General features: G+C 65.6%; 16 protein-coding genes. 10 read left to right on the plus strand and 6 right to left on the minus strand.

What is annotated here, in order from left to right; translation table 11 throughout:
- Positions 1 to 139: 139 nt before the first annotated feature.
- Complete coding sequence (locus ACVIJ6_RS01355; RefSeq protein WP_456771151.1) at positions 140 to 844, minus strand: L-2-amino-thiazoline-4-carboxylic acid hydrolase; 705 nt, start codon at positions 842 to 844, stop codon at positions 140 to 142.
- A 167-nt stretch (positions 845 to 1,011) separates the two neighbouring features.
- On the opposite strand from ACVIJ6_RS01355, the gene ACVIJ6_RS01360 reads away from it, so the two are divergent.
- From ACVIJ6_RS01360 to mdoH, 3 genes are all read left to right on the plus strand, one after another.
- Positions 1,012 to 1,635 (plus strand): LysR family transcriptional regulator, encoded by a 624-nt coding sequence (locus ACVIJ6_RS01360; RefSeq protein ID WP_456771152.1) that lies wholly within the window; start codon positions 1,012 to 1,014, stop codon positions 1,633 to 1,635.
- A gap of 208 nt (positions 1,636 to 1,843) precedes the next feature.
- On the plus strand, positions 1,844 to 3,349 hold the full coding sequence (locus ACVIJ6_RS01365) for a glucan biosynthesis protein G (RefSeq protein ID WP_456771153.1): 1,506 nt from the start codon (positions 1,844 to 1,846) through the stop codon (positions 3,347 to 3,349).
- On the plus strand, positions 3,337 to 5,466 hold the full coding sequence (gene mdoH / locus ACVIJ6_RS01370; RefSeq protein ID WP_456771154.1) for a glucans biosynthesis glucosyltransferase MdoH: 2,130 nt from the start codon (positions 3,337 to 3,339) through the stop codon (positions 5,464 to 5,466). Before ACVIJ6_RS01365 ends, mdoH begins: the two co-directional genes overlap by 13 nt.
- 19 nt (positions 5,467 to 5,485) lie before the next feature.
- Here the strand turns inward: mdoH and ACVIJ6_RS01375 are convergent, their stop codons facing one another.
- Positions 5,486 to 6,784, minus strand: a complete 1,299-nt coding sequence (locus ACVIJ6_RS01375; protein WP_456771155.1) for a TadE/TadG family type IV pilus assembly protein — start codon at positions 6,782 to 6,784, stop codon at positions 5,486 to 5,488.
- 432 nt (positions 6,785 to 7,216) lie between these two features.
- On the opposite strand from ACVIJ6_RS01375, the gene ACVIJ6_RS01380 reads away from it, so the two are divergent.
- The 3 genes from ACVIJ6_RS01380 (at position 7,217) to ACVIJ6_RS01390 (ending at position 9,541) form a co-directional block, all read left to right on the plus strand.
- Complete coding sequence (locus ACVIJ6_RS01380) at positions 7,217 to 7,624, plus strand: hypothetical protein (protein WP_456771156.1); 408 nt, start codon at positions 7,217 to 7,219, stop codon at positions 7,622 to 7,624.
- A gap of 188 nt (positions 7,625 to 7,812) precedes the next feature.
- On the plus strand, positions 7,813 to 8,988 hold the full coding sequence (locus tag ACVIJ6_RS01385) for a zinc-dependent alcohol dehydrogenase (RefSeq protein WP_456771157.1): 1,176 nt from the start codon (positions 7,813 to 7,815) through the stop codon (positions 8,986 to 8,988).
- 13 nt (positions 8,989 to 9,001) lie between these two features.
- Positions 9,002 to 9,541, plus strand: a complete 540-nt coding sequence (locus ACVIJ6_RS01390; protein ID WP_456771158.1) for a hypothetical protein — start codon at positions 9,002 to 9,004, stop codon at positions 9,539 to 9,541.
- Positions 9,542 to 9,559: 18 nt separating this feature from the next.
- On the opposite strand, the gene ACVIJ6_RS01395 is transcribed toward ACVIJ6_RS01390, so the two are convergent.
- Complete coding sequence (locus ACVIJ6_RS01395; RefSeq protein ID WP_456771159.1) at positions 9,560 to 10,258, minus strand: hypothetical protein; 699 nt, start codon at positions 10,256 to 10,258, stop codon at positions 9,560 to 9,562.
- Positions 10,259 to 10,750: 492 nt separating this feature from the next.
- Here ACVIJ6_RS01395 and pgm point away from each other — a divergent pair, with 492 nt between their 5' ends.
- Entirely contained in the window at positions 10,751 to 12,391 is a 1,641-nt protein-coding gene (gene pgm, locus ACVIJ6_RS01400; protein ID WP_456771160.1) for a phosphoglucomutase (alpha-D-glucose-1,6-bisphosphate-dependent), read from the plus strand.
- A gap of 221 nt (positions 12,392 to 12,612) precedes the next feature.
- On the plus strand, positions 12,613 to 13,851 hold the full coding sequence (locus ACVIJ6_RS01405) for a lytic murein transglycosylase (protein WP_456776865.1): 1,239 nt from the start codon (positions 12,613 to 12,615) through the stop codon (positions 13,849 to 13,851).
- 56 nt (positions 13,852 to 13,907) lie between these two features.
- On the opposite strand, the gene ACVIJ6_RS01410 is transcribed toward ACVIJ6_RS01405, so the two are convergent.
- A complete protein-coding gene (locus ACVIJ6_RS01410; protein WP_456771161.1) occupies positions 13,908 to 14,480 on the minus strand; it encodes a nucleoside deaminase in 573 nt (190 codons plus the stop codon).
- Positions 14,481 to 14,852: 372 nt separating this feature from the next.
- Here ACVIJ6_RS01410 and ACVIJ6_RS01415 point away from each other — a divergent pair, with 372 nt between their 5' ends.
- Positions 14,853 to 15,356, plus strand: a complete 504-nt coding sequence (locus ACVIJ6_RS01415) for a DUF1993 domain-containing protein (protein ID WP_456771162.1) — start codon at positions 14,853 to 14,855, stop codon at positions 15,354 to 15,356.
- Positions 15,357 to 15,519: 163 nt separating this feature from the next.
- Positions 15,520 to 16,617: an alkene reductase gene (locus tag ACVIJ6_RS01420; protein WP_456771163.1), complete on the plus strand. Its 1,098-nt coding sequence runs from the start codon at positions 15,520 to 15,522 to the stop codon at positions 16,615 to 16,617.
- Positions 16,618 to 16,699: 82 nt separating this feature from the next.
- Here the strand turns inward: ACVIJ6_RS01420 and ACVIJ6_RS01425 are convergent, their stop codons facing one another.
- Together ACVIJ6_RS01425 and ACVIJ6_RS01430 are read right to left on the minus strand one after the other, a co-directional pair.
- Complete coding sequence (locus ACVIJ6_RS01425; protein ID WP_456771164.1) at positions 16,700 to 17,068, minus strand: hypothetical protein; 369 nt, start codon at positions 17,066 to 17,068, stop codon at positions 16,700 to 16,702.
- 429 nt (positions 17,069 to 17,497) lie between these two features.
- Positions 17,498 to 20,575, minus strand: a complete 3,078-nt coding sequence (locus ACVIJ6_RS01430; RefSeq protein ID WP_456771165.1) for an autotransporter domain-containing protein — start codon at positions 20,573 to 20,575, stop codon at positions 17,498 to 17,500.
- Positions 20,576 to 20,705 lie beyond the last annotated feature (130 nt).

Genomic DNA, 20,705 nt, shown 5'->3' on the forward strand with positions numbered 1-20,705 from the left:
AGGCGCTCCTCACCATGAGGGGCCAATCTCGTGCCGCAAACCAAGCCTTCATCCTGAGGGCCCGCCGGAGGCGGGTGTCTCGAAGGATGGCCGCAGAGACGATGTCAGTTTTCCATATGCGATCGCCCTGCCATCCGCGTCATTGCTCCCTGCTCTCGTCCGACTGCAATGACGAGAATCTGAAATCGCAATGGCTCGCCCCGCCAGCCAGCGTCTGCGTCCTTTCGAGATGGATGCCGCGCACGGCATAGGCGTCGACATCGAGCCCGCAGATGTTCGGCAGGATCGCCTGATCGCCGTGACGCGCCGCGAACTTGCAGAAGCCGCATGACTTGTAATTGATTCCGAACTCGAACCGGTCGCCCGGGCCAGGCTCGACAAACTCATAGACGAAATCATCGGGAAATTCGCGCTGATGAGCTTCTGAAGCGCTGTGTGCGGCCTGCTCCCGCAAACGTCTCCGGTTCTCCGGCGACATGAATTGACGCCCTTCGGCAAGGCGATCCGCTGCGGGCTCGATGAGCAGTTGCGCCCTGTAGGTTTCCCGTTCGATGTCGCCGATCAGGGAGGGTGACACGCCGTGCCGCCGCAGCACGCGGCTGATGGCGATGAAGCCGATCAGGCGCATGAAGAAGTCGGTCATGCGGCTTGCGGTGCCGCCGACATAGGGCATCTGGGTGAGCACGACATCGAACTCGTCCATCACCTCCTGCCTCACCTGCGCGATGCCGGACACATGCGCGCGGTCGCGCAGCAGCGGTTCGGCGAGGTCGAGGCGATGGCGCATGACAGCTTCCATCGCATCGCGATGCCCCTCGTAGAAACAGTGAATGGTCTCGACCATGGCGTATCTCTCCTCTAGAGGCTCTCGCGCCTCGCTCTGCAGGCACCAATGACATGAGGAGCGGAACGTAGCTGTGGAGGCCGGGCCGGCTCAAAGCAGATTTGCTGTGGTCCCGCCGTAGAAAATCTATTGCAAAGCCACGGCCGATCAGTGTCAAACTCGATGCGATGACCTATACGCTTCCGCCGCTCAACGCGTTGCGCGCATTCGAAGCTGCCGCGCGACATCTCAGCTTCAAGCGCGCCGCCCAGGATCTGCATGTGACTCCCGCGGCCGTGGGCCAGCAGGTCAAGGCGCTGGAGGCTCGCCTCGGCGTCCGCCTGTTCGAGCGATTGCACAAACAACTCATCTTGACCGCAGCCGGTCAAAGCTACCTGCCCGGAATTTCGGACGGCTTTCGTCGCATCGCCGACGCGACTGCGCAACTAAAGCCGCAGGGCGCGGTGCTGCTGCAATTGGGCGTCCATGGCGGCCTCGACCTGCGCCGGCTCGAGCTGGACGCATTCCGGGCCGGGAATACCGAGATCGGCTTGCGCGTGCTGCAGCCCGCCGGCTTGCATGAGCTGGTCGAGGGCAAGGTCGACGTGCTGATTGCCCGCAGCCTCGGTCACCATCCGGGCTACCGCTGCGACCGAATTCGCGGGGAAACTGGCGTGGGTGATTGGCTGATCGCTCCCGACGGGACGGCCGATTGTCCGGAGATCGTCAGCCTTCGCAACTGGCTGCGCCGGCGATCGGGCGAGGCCGGGCTCGCGCCTCACCGGTCCCCGCGCCGGATCGGTATCGTCTGACAACGAAGCACCTCTGAAGCAGGAGTCTGCGGCTCAACGCCCTGCTCATGAGCGCATCCTATCCGCGCCTGACGCGCCGCGCTGTCGTCGTTCATGTGCCGTTCGGCAACGATGATCCATTGGTGAGAGCGGCAGGTCGCCGACTCCGGTGGAACCCGACGTCGCCTGAACGGTTGCTTCGGCGCCCACGCAGCAAAGTGAGAATAAGTTGAATCGCCGTCAGTTCATTCAATCTGCGGCTGCGATCCCAATCGCCGCATCTGTCGCGCGGAGCGTCGCGGTCGCGGCGCCTGCGGGCCAGCCGTTCAGCGCCGCCTATGTCCGCGATCTCGCGCGCAACCTCGCGGCCAAGCCCTACGCCGCGCCCGACGACAAGCTGCCGGATGCGCTGGCGAAGCTCGACTACGATGCCTATCGCTCGATCCGCTTTCTGCCGGAGCACGCGCTGTGGCGCGACGAGAAGCTGCCGTTCCAGGCGCAGTTCTTTCATCGCGGGTTCATCTACAAGGACCGCGTCGACATCTACGAGGTCGCGGACGGCCAGGCCAAGCCGGTGACCTATCGTCCGGAAGACTTCGCGTTCGGCCCGCAAGTGCCGGCGTTTCCGGCGGCCGATCTCGGCTTCGCCGGCTTTCGGCTGCACACGCCGATGAACCGGCCGGACTATTATGACGAGGTCTCCGTGTTCCTCGGCGCGAGCTATTTTCGCGCGGTCGCCAAAGGCGAGATCTACGGGCTGTCAGCGCGCGGGCTGTCGATCGACACCGGCGAGGCCAAGGGCGAGGAGTTTCCAGTCTTCAAGGCGTTCTGGCTGGAGAAGCCGACCGCCGGCGCCACTGCGATGGTGGTGCACGCGCTGCTCGACAGCAAGAGCGCGACCGGCTCCTACCGCTTCACGATCCGCCCCGGCGACACCACCGTGTTCGATGTCGAGGCGTCGCTGTATCCGCGCGTCGAGATCGGTCATGCCGGGCTGGCGCCGATGACCAGCATGTTCCTGTTCGGGCCCAACGATCGCAGCGACAGCGACGACTTCCGGCCCACGGTGCATGATTCCGACGGGCTTGCGATGTTCAACGGCAAGGGCGAGCAGCTCTGGCGTCCGCTCAGCAATCCGCGCGACCTGCAGGTCAGCGTCTTCAACGATCTCAATCCGCGCGGCTTCGGCCTGATGCAGCGGGAGCGGCAATTCGCCGCCTACCAGGATCTGGAATCGCGGTTCGAGCGGCGACCGAGCCTGTGGATCGAACCGATCGGCGATTGGGGCGAAGGCGCCGTCGTGCTGTTCGAGATCCCGACCAGGCAGGAGATCCATGACAACATCGCCGCCTTCTGGCGGCCGAAGACGCCGCTCGCCGCCAAGGGCGAGCACAACATGACCTATCGCCTGCATTGGGGCCCCGACGTGCCGAAACCGCATGCGCTGGCGCGCTTCACCCGCACCGGCGTGGCCGCGCTGGGCGAGGGACGGCTGTTCGTGCTCGAACTCGCAGGCGATGCGCTCAAGGGGCTCGATCCCGGCACCGTCAAGGGCGTCTTGAGCGCCGAGAAGACCGACGTGACCAACGTGGTCGCCCAGCCCAATCCCGAGACCGGCGGATGGCGCTTGAGCTTTCAATGCGCCGCCAGGGACGCGCCGGTCGAGCTGCGGGCCGAGCTGTTCGCGAGCGACAAGCTCATTTCCGAGAGCTGGATCTATCGATGGACGCCGTAAGCTCAAGACGATCGCACAGGCTTCGTGACGAGACGGGAACGGATTTCCTGCCCTCCGAGGCGCCCTGCGAGATGGTGGCTGCGCCGCTCGATCAGCCCGTGCCGGGCCGTCCTGCGCTCAGCAGCGGGCCGGGTGTCGCGGTCCGTCGCGCGCTGGTTCTGGCCGGTACCGCCGCGCTGACCGCGGTGGGCTGCGCCAAGATGTACCAGGTCGTCGAGGTCGGCGGCGTGACCGTGCTCGAAGGCCTGGTGCTCGTGCTGTTCTGCATCCTGATCGCCTGGATCAGCTTTGCCTTCATCACGGCGCTGGCCGGTTTTGCCGTGACCTTGGCACGGCCTCGGGAGACGATCTCGATCGACCTCGCTGGTCCCCTGCCCGCGCTGTCGAGCCGCACCGCGATGCTGCTGCCGACCTACAATGAAGATCCGGACGCGGTGATGGTACGGCTGCGCGCGATGATCGAATCCGCGGCCGCGACCGGCGCGGCCGATCGCTTCGACTGGTTTCTGCTCAGCGACACCACCGACCCCGACATCTGGATCGGAGAGGAGGCCGCGTTCCTGGCGCTGCGCGACGCCTGCCCCGCCCATCGCGTCTACTACCGGCACCGTGCCAACAATCTCGCGCGCAAATCCGGCAACATCGCCGAATGGGTGCGGCGGTTCGGCGCAGCCTACGACCACATGATCATCCTCGACGCCGACAGTCTGATGAGCGGCGAGACAATGGTGCGGCTCGCCCATGCGATGGAGCAGGCGCCGCAGGCCGCGCTGATCCAGACGCTTCCGGTGATCGTCAACGGCAGCAGCCTGTTCGCGCGGCTGCAACAATTCGCAGGCCGGCTCTACGGGCCCGTCATCGCCTCCGGCAATGCGTGGTGGTACGGCGCCGAAGGCAATTATTGGGGCCATAACGCCATCATCCGCGTCGCCGCTTTCGCGCAGCACGCCGGCCTGCCCGAGCTGCGCGGCCGCAAGCCGTTCGGCGGACACATCCTCAGTCATGATTTCATCGAGGCCGCGCTGATGCGCCGCGCCGGATGGGGCATCTACATGACGGTGACTCTCGGCGGCAGCTACGAGGAGGTGCCACCGTCACTGATCGACTATGCCGCGCGCGACCGGCGCTGGTGCCAGGGCAATCTGCAGCATCTGGCGGTGCTGCCGGCCCGCGGGCTGCATTGGGTGTCGCGGCTGCATCTGCTGATCGGCATCGGCGCCTATGTCACCGCTCCGCTATGGCTCGCCTTCCTGGTGCTCGGCATCCTGATTTCGCTGCAGGCCAATTTCGTCCGGCCCGAATACTTCCCGAAAGGCTTTGCGCTGTTTCCGAACTGGCCGGCCCAGGATCCGGTGCTCGCCGCCCAGGTGTTCGGCGCGACGCTCGGCCTGCTCATGATACCGAAGCTGTTCGCCTGCCTGGCTGCCTTGTTCACGGCGGACAGGCGCCGGGGCTTTGGTGGCGGTCTCCGGCTCTGCGCCGCGGTGCTGACCGAAACATTGCTGTCGGCGCTGATCGCGCCGTCGATGATGATCTTCCAGTCGGTCGCCGTGATCGACATTCTGCTCGGCCGGGACGCCGGCTGGCAGGTGCAGCGACGCAGCGATGGCGGCGTCAGCCGGCAGGAGATCTTCCGCAAATTCGCGCTGCCCTCGGTCTGCGGCGTGTTCATGGCCGCCGCCGCCTATGCGGTCTCCGTCCCGCTGCTGGCCTGGATGTCGCCCGTGATCGCAGGACTCGTGCTCGCCATCCCGATCGGGCTGCTGACCGCCGGCCGCGGCCGCGGCGCGCGCCTGTTCACCACGCCGGAGGACCGGGAGCCGGCGCCGGTGCTGATCCGCGCCAGGGAGCTTGGCGAGGCGCCGCGGCGACCGCGCGACGCCGCGCTGCACGCGCTCCGGCAGGACGCCGAGCTCTGCCGCCAGCATGTCAGTGCCCTGCCCGCGTCGCCGCAGCGCAGGCCCGGCGACATCGATATCGATCTCGCCACCGCCCGGGCGCGGATCGCCCAGGCCGGCGGTTTCGCTGAGGCGATCGGTTACCTGTCCCGCCGCGAAACGCTCGCCGTGCTCAAGGATGCCGCGGCGCTGCAGCACCTGCTCGCCTTGCCGGCCTGAATGCTCGGCAAGCGTTCGGCTACTTCGTCAGATGCGCCGACGCGATGGCCTGCTGGAACAGCGCGGTCAGCGCCTTACCGATGCTGCCCGAGGAATCGACCTCGTAGTAATAGCCCGGGCTGGCGCAGGATTTCATGATGCCGCCGATCGAATCCCGCCACGGCCCGATGTAGGTCGTGTACCAGCTGTTGTTGGTGATCGCGAGATAGGTGGTGTAGAGCACCGCGATCTTGATGCCACGGGCCTTCAGGGTATCACATGTCGTGGTGTTCAACGGCTCCTGACAGCGCCCGCCCGAGAGCACGGTCTTGCTGCACGTCGTCGGATAGGAATAGTCGGCGACCCCGTCGGAGACGAAGAACAGCCATTTCTGCGGACTGGTCGATGATCCGTCGCCCTGGGCCGGGATGACGCCATTCATGCCCGAGATCGCACCATCGAAATCGGTGCACATGTCGTTATTGTAGCCGCTATAGGGGATCGTCATCAGGTCGAGCGCGCCGACCGAGGACTTCACCGACGACATGCTCGACGACAGGCTGGCCACGGTCGTCAGGCCAAGCGAGCCGCAATCGCTCCCCAGGCTGTAGACTGCCATGCGGTATTGGTTGCTGACCACCTGGCTGGCCGTGGCCGTATCGGTCAGCGACTGGGTTGCCGACCTGACGACGTCGATCCGCATCGTCACGCCCTTGTTCTTGGCGATCTGGTAGTAGCTGTTGGTCTGCAGCGTCTTCTTCGTGCTCGACGTGTAAGTATCGTGACAGGCGAAGGCGCATTTGTCCGAGGTCGCGTTCTGCAGCGTCGTCATGTCGGTCGTGGTCGCGCCGAGGCCCTGCGACGGCGAGTTGTCGACCAGGACGTAGAAATCCATATAGGTCGGAAACGACGCCGACGCCGACGAGGAGGCCGTCACGGTCATTGTCGGAAAGCCGAACATGTACATGAACGCCGTATTGACGACCACCGATGCCGTGCCCGTCACGGTTCGCGCCGTCACGCTGTCCGTGACGGTGATGTTCAGCGAGTTCGAGGTCAGCTTATGCGACGACATCTGGCCATTGTACATGTTGGTGGCAGATGTTTTGGCGTCCGCCGCCGTGCCGCGCATCGCGGTATAGCCGGTTGCGGCGAGCATCGCCGCATCGAGCGAGGCGGACAGCTTGGCCTTGGCACGCACCGCCATCGAATAGTCGATCGCGGAGCCGACGAAGGTGAGGATCGGCAACAATGCGAGCGCGAATATGATCGCGATATTCCCGCTCTCGTTGCGGCGAAACCGCGACAGGAGCCCGAGGTATCGATGTCCGGACAGCACCGCAACACTCCAAACGCAGAACTCTGATGCGGGCCATATTGCTGATGATCCCTTTCATCCGAATTGACGCAATTGCCGAGAATTCGTTACCAGGCGTTTCCACCGAGGTTTCGCAGGCCCCGTTAGTCCGTCCTTAGCGATATGACAGCGCTTCCCCCTGCACATGACACCGTCGGCAGGTCCAGGTCGAACGCCGGAGAACGCCGTGCCGCGGGCCTGCCCGCGGCGGACGTTGCCGCCGCCCGCTATGCAAGTCGATCTCACGCTTTTCAGAATTCGGAGGCATCGGCCGCGGCCGGTCTGGTCGGCCGGCGCGAGGCGCCGGGTGCCGCGCAGCTGTTCAGCCCCGATTGCAAAGCGGCAGCGCCGATAGCATAGTCCGCGCGCTCCGGGGCGCCTGGAGCGCTGATTCTCGGGAGTTTGGGGACGACGATGGCGGATGCCGATCTTGATGCCGTGATCCGGCAACTGGCCAAGCAGCAGAACAAGACCATTCTGGCGGCGGCCAAGAAGCGGCGGGACCGCTTCAGCGGCTTGGCCATGAAGGCCAAGGACAAGGACGCCAAGGAGCGCTACAAGATGCTCGCCCGCGAAGTGGCCGAGCAGGCCAATGCCGCGGCGCGCCGGCTCCTGATCTCGGCGGACAACGTCGCCGACAGCTATGCCCGCGCGATGCGTCAGGCCGCCGCGGCCGAGCTGCCCAAGAAGCCCGAAAAGCCGCAGAAGTCCGAAAAGTCAGCCGCGGCAGCGCCCGCAAAGCCGGACGGCAAGAGCGGCAAGAAGTCCGTCAGCAAGCCCGCGAAGGCCGCGGGCAGGAAAACCGGCAAAGCCGCAGCCTGACGGGGCGCTTCGACACGACACGAATGTCCGATATCAGCGGCCCGGATCACGGCTGCCATGTGCTGCCGAAGCGCGCAGCCGCATGCTCGGAGGCGCAGGGCAGCGCCTGGCGAAAAATCCCTGGTCCATAGCAACCATCCGCGCATGACCGACTTTCTCCGAGGGCCGTTCAGGACGCGGAGATGGGAATGAAGGCACTGGTCTGGCATGGCAAAGAGGACATCCGCTGCGACACGGTGAGCGATCCCGAAATCGAGCACGACAGGGACGCGATCATCAAGGTCACGAGCTGCGCCATTTGCGGGTCGGACCTGCATCTGTTTCACAACTACATCCCTGCGACGATGCCCGGCGACATCATGGGCCACGAGACGATGGGCGAGGTCGTCGAGGTCGGTTCCGGCGTCAATGGCAAGCTCAAGAAGGGCGACCGCATCGTCGTGCCCTTCACCATCATCTGCGGTGAGTGCGAGCAGTGCCGGCGCGGCAATTACTCGGTGTGCGAGACCACCAACCGCAACAAGCATCTCGCCGAGAAGGTGTTCGGGCACACGACCGCGGGACTGTTCGGCTACACGCATCCGACCGGCGGCTATCCTGGCGGTCAGGCGGAATATCTCCGCGTGCCGTTTGCCGACGCCACCCACATCAAGGGGCCGGACGGGATGACCGACGAACAGGCGTTGTTCCTGAGCGACATCTTCCCGGCCGGATGGCAGGCGGCCGCGCAATGCGACATCGAGCCGGACGACACCGTCGCGGTGTGGGGCTGCGGCCCGGTCGGACAGATGACGATCCGCAGCGCCATCCTGCTCGGCGCCACCAAGGTGATCGCGATCGATCGGATTCCGGAGCGGCTGGCCATGGCCGAAGCCGGCGGCGCCATCACCATCAATTTCGACAAGGAGAGCGTCGTTGGACGGCTCAACGAGCTGACCGACAACAAGGGCCCGGAGAAGTGCATCGACTGCGTCGGCTTCGAGAGCCATATCAGCATGGCGCAACCCGACAGCGTGCTCGACCGGGCCAAACAGACGTTCATGCTGGAGAACGACCGGCCCCACGCGTTGCGTGAGATCATCTATGTCTGCCGTCCCGGCGGCGTCGTCTCGATCCCCGGCGTCTATAGCGGCTTCTCCGACATGGTGCCGATGGGCGCGCTGATGAACAAGGGGCTGACGATCCGCACCGGCCAGACCCACGTCAACCGCTGGACCGACGACCTCAAGCAGCGCATCGCCGACGGCCAGATCGATCCGTCCTTCGTGATCACCCATACCGTGCCGCTCGCGCAGGGGCCTGAGATGTATCGCGCCTTCCGCGACAAGCAGGACAGCTGCGGGAAGGTCGTGCTGAAACCATAAGGGATCGCATCGCATGTTTCATGTCTCGAATCTCGTTCGTTCCAAGGGCACCCCCAAGATCATCTCCACCGGCCCGAGTTCGCTGACGGCGGCGGATCGGCTGGCCCGCGGGCTCGGCTGGTTCAGCATCGCGCTCGGTACGCTGGAACTGCTGGCGCCGCATCGCGTCACCAACGCGCTCGGCATGGAGGAACACGAGGGTCTGGTGCGCGCCTATGGCGTGCGCGAGCTGCTCGCCGGCGTGATGACGCTGTCGGTGGAGAAGAAGGCTGGCCTGTGGAGCCGCGTCGCCGGCGACGGACTCGACATGGCGACCCTGCTCGGCGAGGTCAGGCCGAGCAATCCGCGCGCCGGCACCGTGATGGCGGCGCTGGTGATGGTGGGCGGAATCACCGTGCTGGACTATCTGGCCGCCAAGGACGTCGCCGCGCAGCACGATCCGAAGCGCGGCCGCAAACGGCTCTACAGCGACCGCAGCGGCTTCCCGAAAGGCATCGCGGCCGTCAAGGGCGCGGCGCTACCGCGTCCCGCGAGCAGCACGGCCACGACGTAGTTCGCGCGCCGCGCCTGGCTACGGCGTCAGCATGACCGAGAACAGGCGGAAACCTGCGATCTTCGGAAAGGCCTCGGCTGCCTCGGGCGAGGCCAGAGCAACGACGGCCGCGCTCACTTCGCCATTGGTCAGCCGGGTGATCGCAGTGGCCTGGCCTTCCAGCAGCAGAACCTCGGACGCCCCGGCCGCGTTCATCGCAGCGGTGATCTTGGCGTTCGACTTGGCATAGCGCTCGTCGATCGCGATCACCTTGCCGCTGAGATCGGCGAGTGCGCGCACGTTCGGACGCGCCATGAGCACAGCCACGAGATGCGTGTCGGCCGGCACCTCAGGCACGCGCAACGCCGTCATCCGTTCGGCCAGTTCGGCCGCGACGGTGACCTCGCTTTGCACCTTGGCGGGGTTCGGCAGAACATCCGACACGGCAGGCGGCGGCTTGGCGCCGGATTCGCCGGCTGCAGGCGGCAGCGTCGGCTCCGGGCGGGCTGTTCGCGCCGGCGTATTGAGCGGTCTGTCCGCGGATGTCTCGGTCCGCTTGTCAGCGGTCTTGTCACTGGTCTTGGCGGCAGGCTTGCCGGCAGAATTGGCCGCGATGGCGTGAGACGCGGCCCGCCGCTTGGCGGCGCGCGCATGCTTGCGCTGCAACTTCGCCCGACGCGCCACGGCCGGAGCGGATTCATGGCTCGACTGGCCGGCGATTTCGGCAGGCGCCAGCACGATCGGCTCGCCGGCGGGCGGACTGTCCGCGCAGGCTCTGCCGGTCAGATCCACACATGGCACCGCGAACTGCGGCGTCGCTGGGTGACTGCAGCCCCCGAGGGCCAACGCTGACACCACGGCCAACGCGCCGATACAAAGCGCTCTCACTTTTCCGCTCCTGACGACTCTCCTAGCGCGCCTGTGGGCGTCTGCTTTGCTCACCATCTCGATCGGGATGCGTTAAACTCACGCTTAAGCGGCGGCCGCGGGCGGCTCGGACAGCGCCGCGTGGTTAATAGCCCGCGCACAAAGCGGCGGATCCGGCCGGGCTGCACCGCGCCGATAGGAGCCTATCCGGCCATGCCGGCTGATTTTCGCCGTTGATCGGAGCGCCCGCCGCAGCCATGGTGCGCTTGTTGTCGGGACAGCGGAGGCAATCGTGGCCGCAAGCCCTGCCATGCGGAACGAACCGCCGCCGCTGCCGTTTTTCGAACCTGCGAAGGATGCTCCATGGCCAAGATTGACCCCGCTGCCGGCAAGCCGCTCGCCAATGCCGCGCTCGCCAACATTCCGCGGCTGATCACGGCCTATTATGCGCTCAAGCCCGATCCGCATGAGCCGACCCAGCGGGTCGCGTTCGGCACCTCCGGCCATCGCGGCTCGTCGCTCAAGACGGGCTTCAACGAGAACCACATTCTCGCCACCACGCAGGCGCTTTGTGACTACCGACGGCAGCGCGGACTCGATGGTCCGCTGTTCGTCGGCATCGACACCCATGCCCTCGCCGAGCCGGCCCTCGCCAGCGCGCTCGAAGTATTCGGCGCCAATGGCGTCGACGTGATGGTCGACAAGGACGGCGGCTACACGCCGACGCCGGTGATTTCGCACGCCATCATCTCCTACAACAAGGGCCGCACGGAGCACCTCGCCGACGGCGTCGTCATCACGCCGTCGCACAATCCGCCCGAGGATGGCGGCTACAAGTACAATCCGCCGCATGGCGGCCCGGCCGACACCGATGCCACCGGGGAGATCGAGCGGCAGGCCAATATCTATCTGGCCAACGAGCTCGATGGCGTATCGCGCATCAGCTACAAAAAGGCCATGCAGCGCGGCTCGGTGCATCCTTACGACTACATCACGCCTTATGTCGCCGACCTCGCCAACACGGTCGACCTCGACGCCATCAAGGCCGCAGGCGTCAAGATCGGCATCGATCCGCTCGGCGGCGCCGCGATCGCCTATTGGGCGCCGCTGATCGAGCGCTACGGGCTCAACGCCACCATCGTCAACGATCTCGTCGATCCCACTTTCCGCTTCATGACCGCGGATTGGGACGGCAAGATCCGCATGGACTGCTCGTCACCTTACGCAATGGCGAGCCTGATCGGCATGCGCGAGCGCTTCGACGTCGCCTTCGCCAACGACACCGATGCGGATCGTCACGGCATCGTGACGCGCTCGGGCGGCTTGATGAATCCGAACCATTATCTGGCGACCGCGATCTCCTATCTGTTCGCGCACCGGCCCGGCTGGCGCAGCGACGCCGCGATCGGCAAGACCATCGTGTCGAGCTCGCTGATCGATCGTGTCGCGCGCAAGCTCGGGCGCAAGCTGGTCGAGACGCCCGTCGGCTTCAAATGGTTCGTCGACGGCCTGCACTCCGGCAGCTTCGGCTTTGCCGGCGAGGAGAGCGCCGGCGCCTCGTTCCTCAAGCGCGACGGCACAGTCTGGACCACCGACAAGGACGGGCTCATCCTCGGCCTGCTCGCGGCCGAGATCATGGCCAAGCGCGGCCGTGATCCGAGCGAGCTCTACAAGGAGCTGACGTCGGAGCTGGGCGCGCCGGTCTATGAGCGGATCGACGTCCCGGCGAGCCCGCCGCAGAAGGCCGCGCTGAAGGCGCTGACGCCGGAGCAGCTGAACCTGACCGAGCTCGCCGGCGATCCGATCCGCGTCGTGCACACCAAGGCGCCCGGCAACGGCCAGTCGTTCGGCGGCATCAAGGTCGAGACCGACTATGGCTGGTTCGCGGCGCGGCCGTCCGGCACCGAGGACGTCAACAAGCTCTATGCCGAGAGCTTCCGCGACGCCGAGCATCTCAAGCGCATCCAGAGCGAGGCGCAGGCGGCGCTGGCCAAGGTGTCGTGAGAGGCGAATGGGGAGTAGCGAATGGCGAATAGGGGTCTTGCTATTCGCTATTCGCCCAGCCCGCCCCCTTCCCTGCCGCCCCCCGGATCGGATATCGATCATCCGACAAGGAATTAGACAGCCATCGGTGAGACCGGATGCGAAGCTCTTCGACTGCCTTGCGCGTCACCTTCAGCGCGCTCGCGACCTCCTTCATGCTGGTTGTCAGCGCGTCGGCGCAAATGGTGCCGGAGGCGGCTGCGCCCCGGCCGAAGCCGGCGCCATCCATGCGCGCCGCGTCCTGCCATAACGGCCAGAGCTTCGACCGTTTTCTTGCCGAGCTGAAGCAGCGCGCCGTGGCCGAAGGCGTGTCGCAGCGCGCGATCGCTTCCGCCTCGCACTACCTCACCTACGACCAGGGCATCGTCAACCGCGACCGCGGCCAGCGCGTTTTCGGCCAGCTGTTCACCGAGTTCGCCGGCCGTATGGCGGCAGCCTACCGGATGCAGAACGGCCAACAGCACATCAAGATGCATGCGGCGGCATTCGCCCGCGCCGAGAAGGACTATGGCGTGCCGCCGGCGGTCATCGCGGCGTTCTGGGGCCTGGAGAGTGATTTCGGCGCCAATATGGGCAACCTGCCGGTGCTGCCGTCGCTGGTGTCGCTGGCCTATGATTGCCGCCGCAGCGAGCGCTTCCAGAACGAGACCATTGCCGCCCTGAAAGTCATCGACCGCGGCGACCTCACGCCCACGGAGATGATCGGCTCCTGGGCTGGCGAGCTCGGGCAGACCCAGTTCCTGCCGACGCATTACGTCACCTATGCCGTCGATTATGACGGCGACGGCCGCCGTGACCTCTTGCGCAGCGCGCCCGACGTGATCGGCTCGACCGCCAACTACATCGCCACCGGCCTCAAATGGCGCCGCGGCGAGCCCTGGCTGGAGGAGATCCGCGTGCCGCAGACGTTCCCCTGGGAGCAGGCCGATCTCACCGTCAAGGCTGCGCGCAGCAAATGGACCGGTCTCGGCGTGACCTATGCCGACGGCCGCCCGCTGCCGAATGATGCGCTGGAAGCGTCTGTGCTGCTACCGATGGGCCGCAATGGCCCGGCGTTCCTGGCCTATGCCAATTTCGCCGCCTACACCGAATGGAACAACTCGCTGATCTATTCGACCACCGCGGCCTATCTCGCCACCCGCATCGCCGGCGCCGCGCCGATGCGCAAAGCCAGCGGCCCGGTCGCGCAGCTGCCGTTCAACGAAATCAAGGAGCTCCAGCAGCTCCTGATTAAGGCCGGCTTCGACGTCGGCAAGGTCGACGGCGTGCTGGGCCAGCAGAGCCGCATCGCGGTCAAGACCATGCAGCTGCGGCTCGGCCTGCCGGCAGATTCCTGGCCGACGGCAGAGCTGCTGGCGCGGATGCGCGGCAACACGCCGCGCGCTCAGGCCGCGCCCGCATCCGCGACAGCGACGCGCTAAAAGGAGGCGTCTTTCGGAGACTCCGCCTGACACGAGCCGTCGCCTTGATCCCTTCCTCAATAGGGATGCCGGTCCTTCTTATCCATCCAGGCCTTGTACGCCTTGAGGCCGGTCTCCCGCTCGAAGTTCTCCGCGACCTCGATCCGCCGTTTCGCCCACGGCTTGGCGAAATCCTCATACTGGAAGGCATCGTCGAATCCGATAGCGCTCGTATCCTTCAGGCTCGCGGCGAAATAGACGCGGTCGATGCGCGACCAATAGATCGCCCTCATGCACATCGGGCACGGCGCGCCGTTGATGTAGATTTCGCACCCTTTCAACATGCGTGCGCGATGCTCAACCGGATCGGGCGAACCGGCTTCACGCGGAATCGTTTCGAGGATCGTGCCGGCCCCATAATCAGAACCGAGCAGCGCCTTTGGGTTGAGACGCGCGGACGCGTCCATGATCGCCGTGACTTCAGCGTGAAAGACGGGAATGCCGGTCAGCAGCACGCGGTTCTGACCCCGCCCTATGATCTCTCCGTCCTTGACGATCACGGCGCCGAATGGGCCACCCCACCCTTTCTCCACCGACTCGATGGCAAGCCGGGTCGCTTCCTCCATGAATTTCGGATTGCCGGCCGGCATTGCATTCGCGGCTTGCGTCGAAAAACCCGCTGCAATCGTTGCGCCCGTCGCTGCCGCGGCAGTGAGGAAGAAGCGGCGGTCCGGGTTGGGCAACTCATCGCAGACGAATTTTCGCGTGAATCAATCCTCTTAAAAACCATTCAGCCGGGCTGCACAACTGACAGTTATTAAGATTCGTCCCCCCCCCCCGGGTGAGCCGCGGCTGATCGATGCCGGCTTTGACGCGCGCGCTCCATCCAGAAGAAGACGGGCGCCAAGGTGAATCGCACGACACCCAAAATCGCGATAAAGATGCAGTTGCATTCTCTTGGGCGCCGCACCATCTCGGGAACACGCATCGTTTGCGCCGTCTCCTCCCTCAGCGAGAGCATCATGTCCTTTTACGATTCGACCGTGCCGGCCTACCTCCAGATCCTCGGCAGCCTGTCGGGCCTGCTCAGCAAGGCCGAAGCCCATTGCGAGGCCAGGAAGATCGCTCCGGAGGTGCTGCTTGGCGCACGGCTGTATCCGGACATGCTGCCGCTCTCGAAGCAGATCCAGCTCGCCTGCGACTTTGCCGCCAAGGGCTGCGCGCGGCTGACCCACAGCGAGGTCCCGAGCACCCCCGATACCGAGACGAGCTTTGCCGAGCTGCGCCAGCGGCTTTCCAAGACGATCGACTACCTGAAGACGTTCGCGCCGGCGCAATTCGAGGGCGCCGATGGCCGTGACGTCACGTTCCCGGCCGCGGGCGGCGTCAGTACGACCTTGAAGGGCCAGGACTTCGTCAACCGGGTCTCGTTTCCGAACTTCTATTTCCACGCCGCGATCGCCCACGGCATTCTGCGCCACAACGGGGTCGAGATCGGCAAGCGCGACTTCCTCGGCGTCACCTGACGCGTCGTTCGGTTTTTGATCGAAGCCTCCTTAACGATCAGATCGCCCGCCCGGGCAAGGTTGCGCGCCTCGTCTGCGTCCGGCGGATAGCTGATGACATTGCGCTGTCCTCCGCAATGCACAAATGACCACAACTCCCTCTCTCTCTTCTGGAAAGAACCCAATGAGCACATCCAAACTGTTCGAGCCGTACAAGCTGGGTCCGGTTACGCTGGCCAATCGTGTCGTGATGGCGCCATTGACGCGCAACCGCGCCGTCGAAGGCCTGGCCGCCGGCCCGCTGACCGCCACCTATTACGGTCAGCGCGCCAGCGCCGGCCTCTTGATCTCCGAGGCCAGCCAGGTCTCGCAGCAGGGCCAGGGCTACCAGGACACGCCCGGCATCTACTCCAAGGAGCAGATCGCCGGCTGGCGCAAGGTGACGGACGCGGTGCATGCCAAGGGCGGGCGCATCTTCATCCAGCTCTGGCATGTCGGCCGCATTTCGCATGTCTCGCTGCAGCCGAATGGCGGCGCGCCGGTCGCGCCCTCGGCGATTGCCGCCAAGACCAAGACCTTCGTCGGCGGCACCTTCACCGATGTCTCGACGCCCCGCGCGCTGGAGCTCGCGGAGATCCCGGGGATCGTCCAGGCCTTCAAGCAGGCCGCGCTGAACGCGATCGAGGCCGGCTTCGACGGCGTCGAGATTCATGGCGCCAACGGCTATCTGCTCGACCAGTTCGCCAAGGACGGCGCCAACAAGCGCACCGATGCCTATGGCGGATCGATCGAGAACCGCGCCCGGCTGATGCTCGAGGTCGCCAAGGCGGTCTCGGAGGCGATCGGCGCCGACAAGACCGGCATTCGCCTGTCGCCGGTGACCCCCGCAAACGACATCTCCGATTCCAATCCGCAGGCGCTGTTCGACTACATCGTCGACCAGCTCAATGCGCTGAAGCTCGTCTATATTCATGTCATCGAGGGCGCGACCGGCGGTCCGCGCGACGTGGCGCCGTTCGACTATGCGTCGCTGCGCAAGCGCTTCAAGGGCACCTACATCGCCAATAATGGTTATGACCTCGCGCTGGCCAACAAGCAGCTCGATGCCGACGCCGCCGATCTGATCGCGTTCGGGCGTCCCTTCATCGCCAACCCGGACCTCGTCGAGCGGCTCAAGCAGAACGCGCCGCTCAACGAGCTCGACCGCGCGACGCTCTATGGCGGCGGCGTCAAAGGCTACACCGACTATCCGACGCTGCAGGCCTCTGAGGCCGCGGAATAGCGCCAGGCGTCGCGCGCCCGCGCCTCGCAACCCCGGTGAGACCGCCTGCTTCGCGGTCTCACCGCCGCTTGGGATGTCAGCTTCAGGTCATGCTTCCCGGCAGAAAGCAACGCACTTCGATGCGCAGCCCCCTGTCGAGCTGGCGATAATAGACCGGCCAGACCATCGTCCGGCCGGCGCGATTGGGCCCGGCGACGACGGCATCCTCCGGAACGTCCCACCATAGACCTTCAATTCGCACCCGATAGCGGCCATCCTGCATGTCCCAATCGATATCGGACAGCGCGGTCCCGTCCGCATCCGAGCAGCACGGCCCCTTGGCCGAGCGAAGACTTTCGAACCAGGCCTTGAGCGGCGAGTTCGCATAACGCCCATCGAGATCGCGCGCCGTCGCGTCGCATCGCAGCGGACACCACATCGCGAGACCGGTTGAGAGAATGAGCAAGGCCATGACTCCGAGCGTGCGACGGAGGACCAGCGGCCGACGCGAGGCCATCGGTCCTGATGCGTTGATCGGTTCGAATGTTGACGGCCGGTCGGACATGTCTGCACCTCGTTGCTCGCTGCAAAGGATGCGCAACAGTTCGACGAGCTTCATGGCGGAAGTTCGTAGTTGACGATGACGATCGGCATGCATCGCGCCGTCGTCGCAAATTCCAATGCGAGGCGCTGAGCTGTTCTCGAGACGCACGGGAGAACCTCCCGACATCCACCATGAACATGGCCGATCACGACATGCGGTCGTCTTCGGACGAAGAGGCGCAACGAATCAACCTCCAGGCTTGCTGTTCGACAGGCATCGTCACGACGAACGAAGAGGCCGGGATTGCTCCCGGCCTCTTCGCGAGCTGCCCGCGCACGTCCATCCGGTGCGGGGGGCTCAGAACTCGGCGCGAACTTTCAGCACCGCCGATTGCTCAAGATAGGCGCTTCCCACCACGGCATTGTAGCCGAGCGAAAGCGACTGGCGGTCGCCGAACGCGATCAGCTTCAGCGCGGCGCCGAGCTCGGCCGTGTCGCGCGTGGGCGATGGTCCGGCGGCGAAGAACGTGCCGGCGCCTCCGGCAAAGCCCGCCGTGATGGTCTGCGCCGTGTCGCCGAATTCGTGCCGCCATGCCGCGAGCGTCTCCAGGCCGAAGCCGTAGGTCGACGTGACCAGAAGCGGAATCGTCATGCGCAGGCCGAGATTGGAGCGGACCGAGTTGGTGGTCTGCTTGGCGATGGTGAGCGCAGCCCCGGCCGCGCTGGCCTCGGTGTAGCCCTGCTGGTCGAGATGAGCGAACGTGACCCCGGCGAAGGGCGTCAGCACGGCCTGATCCACCTTCACGGGGACACCGAACTCGGCGCGGCCGACCGTCAGCCACCCCGTGTGGCTGCCCGACACGCTGTCAGCAAAGCCGGCGAAGCCGATGCGGCGCGTGGTGGTGTAGTCGAGCAGCGCGACGCCGGCGGACGCGCTGACGTACCAGGACGGCAGAACATAGGCGCCGTACACCGTGCCCTGATAATGCTGGATGCCGACCGAATCGCCCGCTGCCGTCTTGTCGTCCATCGCACTGGAGGCGTAGCCGAACGCCGCGCCGATGCGTGACGCATTGCCGATCCGCTGATCGATGCCCGCCACCAGCCCGCCGGTGTTGCCGGCATGGCCCGCGACCCCGCCGACCTCGCGCTGCGAGATGTTGGTGCCGATCAGGCTGCCCCACACGGTGCGCTCGGGCTCGGGCACCACGGCCGGCGCCTTCAAGGTCGGACGCGCTTTGGTTGGGGCAAAGGCCAGCAGCACCGAGGTCAGCGGATCGGTGTCGTCGGCGAAGGCCGAGGCGACGCGCGCGTTCGGCGATGCGCCGGCCGCCGCAGCCGTCAAGCGGTTGTCGATCTGGCTCTGCAGCAGCGCGGCGGTAGCCAGCGGGACCTCGATCTGCGCGCCGTTGACGAACGGGCGCAGCTGGTCGCCGGCGCGGCGCACCTCGTCGTCGCTGCGCAGGCTCTGGACCGCGCCGCCCAGCGCCTGCAATTGCGCGTTGCCGCCGCTATAGCCGACCAGATGATCGAGTGTCGCGCGGCTGCTCGGCGAGAGGCCGGCGATGCTCGCCGGTGACCGCACATTGGCCTTCAGCAACAGCGCACCGGTCGCGCTATCCGCATTGAACCTCACGAGCGCGCCGGAAAAATCGACGTTGAGCGGCGCTGTCGAGACCGAGGTCGCCACACGGTAGACATCGCCATCGCGCACAATGCCCTGAAGCCGCGGGGCAATCGTACCGGTGCCTGCAAAGGCCAGCCTGCCACTGATGTTGCCGAGATTGGTCGACGGCACGGCCGCGGTGCCGCCCGGCCCGTAGATCGTGGTGCGCAGCACGGCATTGTCGACGAGCTGCACGCCGTTGACGCCGCTGACCGTCACCTGCGATTTCATCAGATCGAGCATGCCGAAATTGACGACACTGGCGAGGCTCGTCACCCCGTCCAGCGTCAGCGCGTTGCTGCCGGTGCCGTTCCGAGCCACGACATTGCCGCTGAAACCGGTGCCCCTGAGCAGGATGGTGTTGGACGCCCCCCTCTGATCGATGATCGTGATATCGCCATCCAGCCTGCCGCTGTTGACCAGCCTGACATTGCGCGCGCCAGAAAAGCTGGCGGCCTGGGCGGTGGTCGCGGCACAGAGCGGATCGGTGATGTTGGTGCCGGCGGCCGGACAGGCCCTGCCGCCCGCATCGGTCCCCGTCCCCGAGCTACTGAAGGTGCCGGGCGCCGTGCCTGCGATCCCCTTGGTGAACGACCCGCGCGAAGCGCTCTGGTCGACCTCGATCTTTCCGGAGATCGTGCCGCTGTTGGTGACGTTGTGCGCGCCCGAACCGAGATAGAGGTTGCCCTGGATCAGCCCAGCATTGGCGATGACGCTGTCGCGCGGACCCGAATTGGAGCCGCTGCCTGTCAGCGGAAATGTCTGGCCCGACGCTCGTCCTGCCGCGGTGGTCAACGGATTGGTATCCAGCGCCAGGATGTCGCCTTTGATGACGCCGCCTGCCGTGTTGGTCAGGTTCAGCGTCTTGGTTTCACTCACCGTCACATTGCCATTGTTGTCGAACGCATAGAGCGGCGTGTCCGGGTTGCTGCCGGGAACCGTCCTGAACTCGGCGCCGGCGAAGGCAGCGATCGCCCAATGGCCGTCGTAGAAGCGGCTCGCCGCCGTCCAGTCCGTGTTGGCGATGGTGCCGGAGTTGGCGATGATCGTCGCGGCCCGGCCGTAATAGGCGGCGGCAAAATGGCCGGTCGCCGACACAGTCCCGCCGGCCCGGTTGTTCAGCACGAAGCTGTTGGTGTTGTCGTCGGAATAGAGGGCCGAGATGATCGCCAGATTGGTGCCGTTATAGCGCGCCGTCGCGGTGGCGCCGGTCGAGACGGTGAGCCTGGCCGGATCGAACGTGCTGAAGACATTCTGCGTCGCCGCCAGCGTGCCGGTGTTGTTGACCGTAAACCGGTTGACCTGGCTGTCGGCGACGACGACGTGCAGCCGGCCGGCGCTCAGCTGGCTGGTGGTGAGGCTGAGCCAGCCGGCATTGTTGATCACCACGTTGTTGACGGCCGGGTTCTCGGCATTGGAGAAGTTGGCGGCGATCATGCCGCGATTGGCGAGCCCCGCCTGGGTGTTAGTGACGAGGTTGCGGTTGGCCGTCGCGTCCAGCGTGATGATCGCCGTCGGCGGATTTGGATTGTAGCCCCTTGCGGGGAAAGCCGGGTTCGCCGGCGTGTAGGCGTTGCTGCCGCTCGCGGGCGTCGCGGTGGCCGCTGCCGCGTCATACACCGTGACGGCCGTTGTGATGCTCCCGCTGCAACTGACGGTAACACCAGGCGTCGTACATTCGGCCTTTGCGCCGCCGGTCGTCATCCATGCGGACAGCAGCACAACGCCTGCGGCAGCCGCTTCGCTGCGCTTCCTGATCCTCGAATCCAACTGCCGTCCCCCGAGCTACGCAAAATTACTGATTAGCTATTTATTTCTGAATTTATCTGAACAATGCCGTGCATGAGCAAGGCGAATTATTCTCGACGGGCTAGGGATCAAATCCATCTCGGGGCGAAAA

The organism is Bradyrhizobium sp. USDA 4369 (genome assembly GCF_054056435.1).

Coding starts and splice junctions, on each gene's coding strand:
- ACVIJ6_RS01415 (WP_456771162.1), top strand. CDS start 14,853: ATGTCCTTTTACGATTCGACCGTGCCGGCCTACCTCCAGATCCTCGGC.
- ACVIJ6_RS01355 (WP_456771151.1), bottom strand. CDS start 844: ATGGTCGAGACCATTCACTGTTTCTACGAGGGGCATCGCGATGCGATG.
- pgm (WP_456771160.1), top strand. CDS start 10,751: ATGGCCAAGATTGACCCCGCTGCCGGCAAGCCGCTCGCCAATGCCGCG.
- ACVIJ6_RS01410 (WP_456771161.1), bottom strand. CDS start 14,480: ATGCCGGCCGGCAATCCGAAATTCATGGAGGAAGCGACCCGGCTTGCC.
- ACVIJ6_RS01380 (WP_456771156.1), top strand. CDS start 7,217: ATGGCGGATGCCGATCTTGATGCCGTGATCCGGCAACTGGCCAAGCAG.
- ACVIJ6_RS01360 (WP_456771152.1), top strand. CDS start 1,012: ATGACCTATACGCTTCCGCCGCTCAACGCGTTGCGCGCATTCGAAGCT.
- ACVIJ6_RS01420 (WP_456771163.1), top strand. CDS start 15,520: ATGAGCACATCCAAACTGTTCGAGCCGTACAAGCTGGGTCCGGTTACG.
- ACVIJ6_RS01425 (WP_456771164.1), bottom strand. CDS start 17,068: ATGGCCTTGCTCATTCTCTCAACCGGTCTCGCGATGTGGTGTCCGCTG.
- mdoH (WP_456771154.1), top strand. CDS start 3,337: ATGGACGCCGTAAGCTCAAGACGATCGCACAGGCTTCGTGACGAGACG.
- ACVIJ6_RS01390 (WP_456771158.1), top strand. CDS start 9,002: ATGTTTCATGTCTCGAATCTCGTTCGTTCCAAGGGCACCCCCAAGATC.
- ACVIJ6_RS01405 (WP_456776865.1), top strand. CDS start 12,613: ATGGTGCCGGAGGCGGCTGCGCCCCGGCCGAAGCCGGCGCCATCCATG.
- ACVIJ6_RS01385 (WP_456771157.1), top strand. CDS start 7,813: ATGAAGGCACTGGTCTGGCATGGCAAAGAGGACATCCGCTGCGACACG.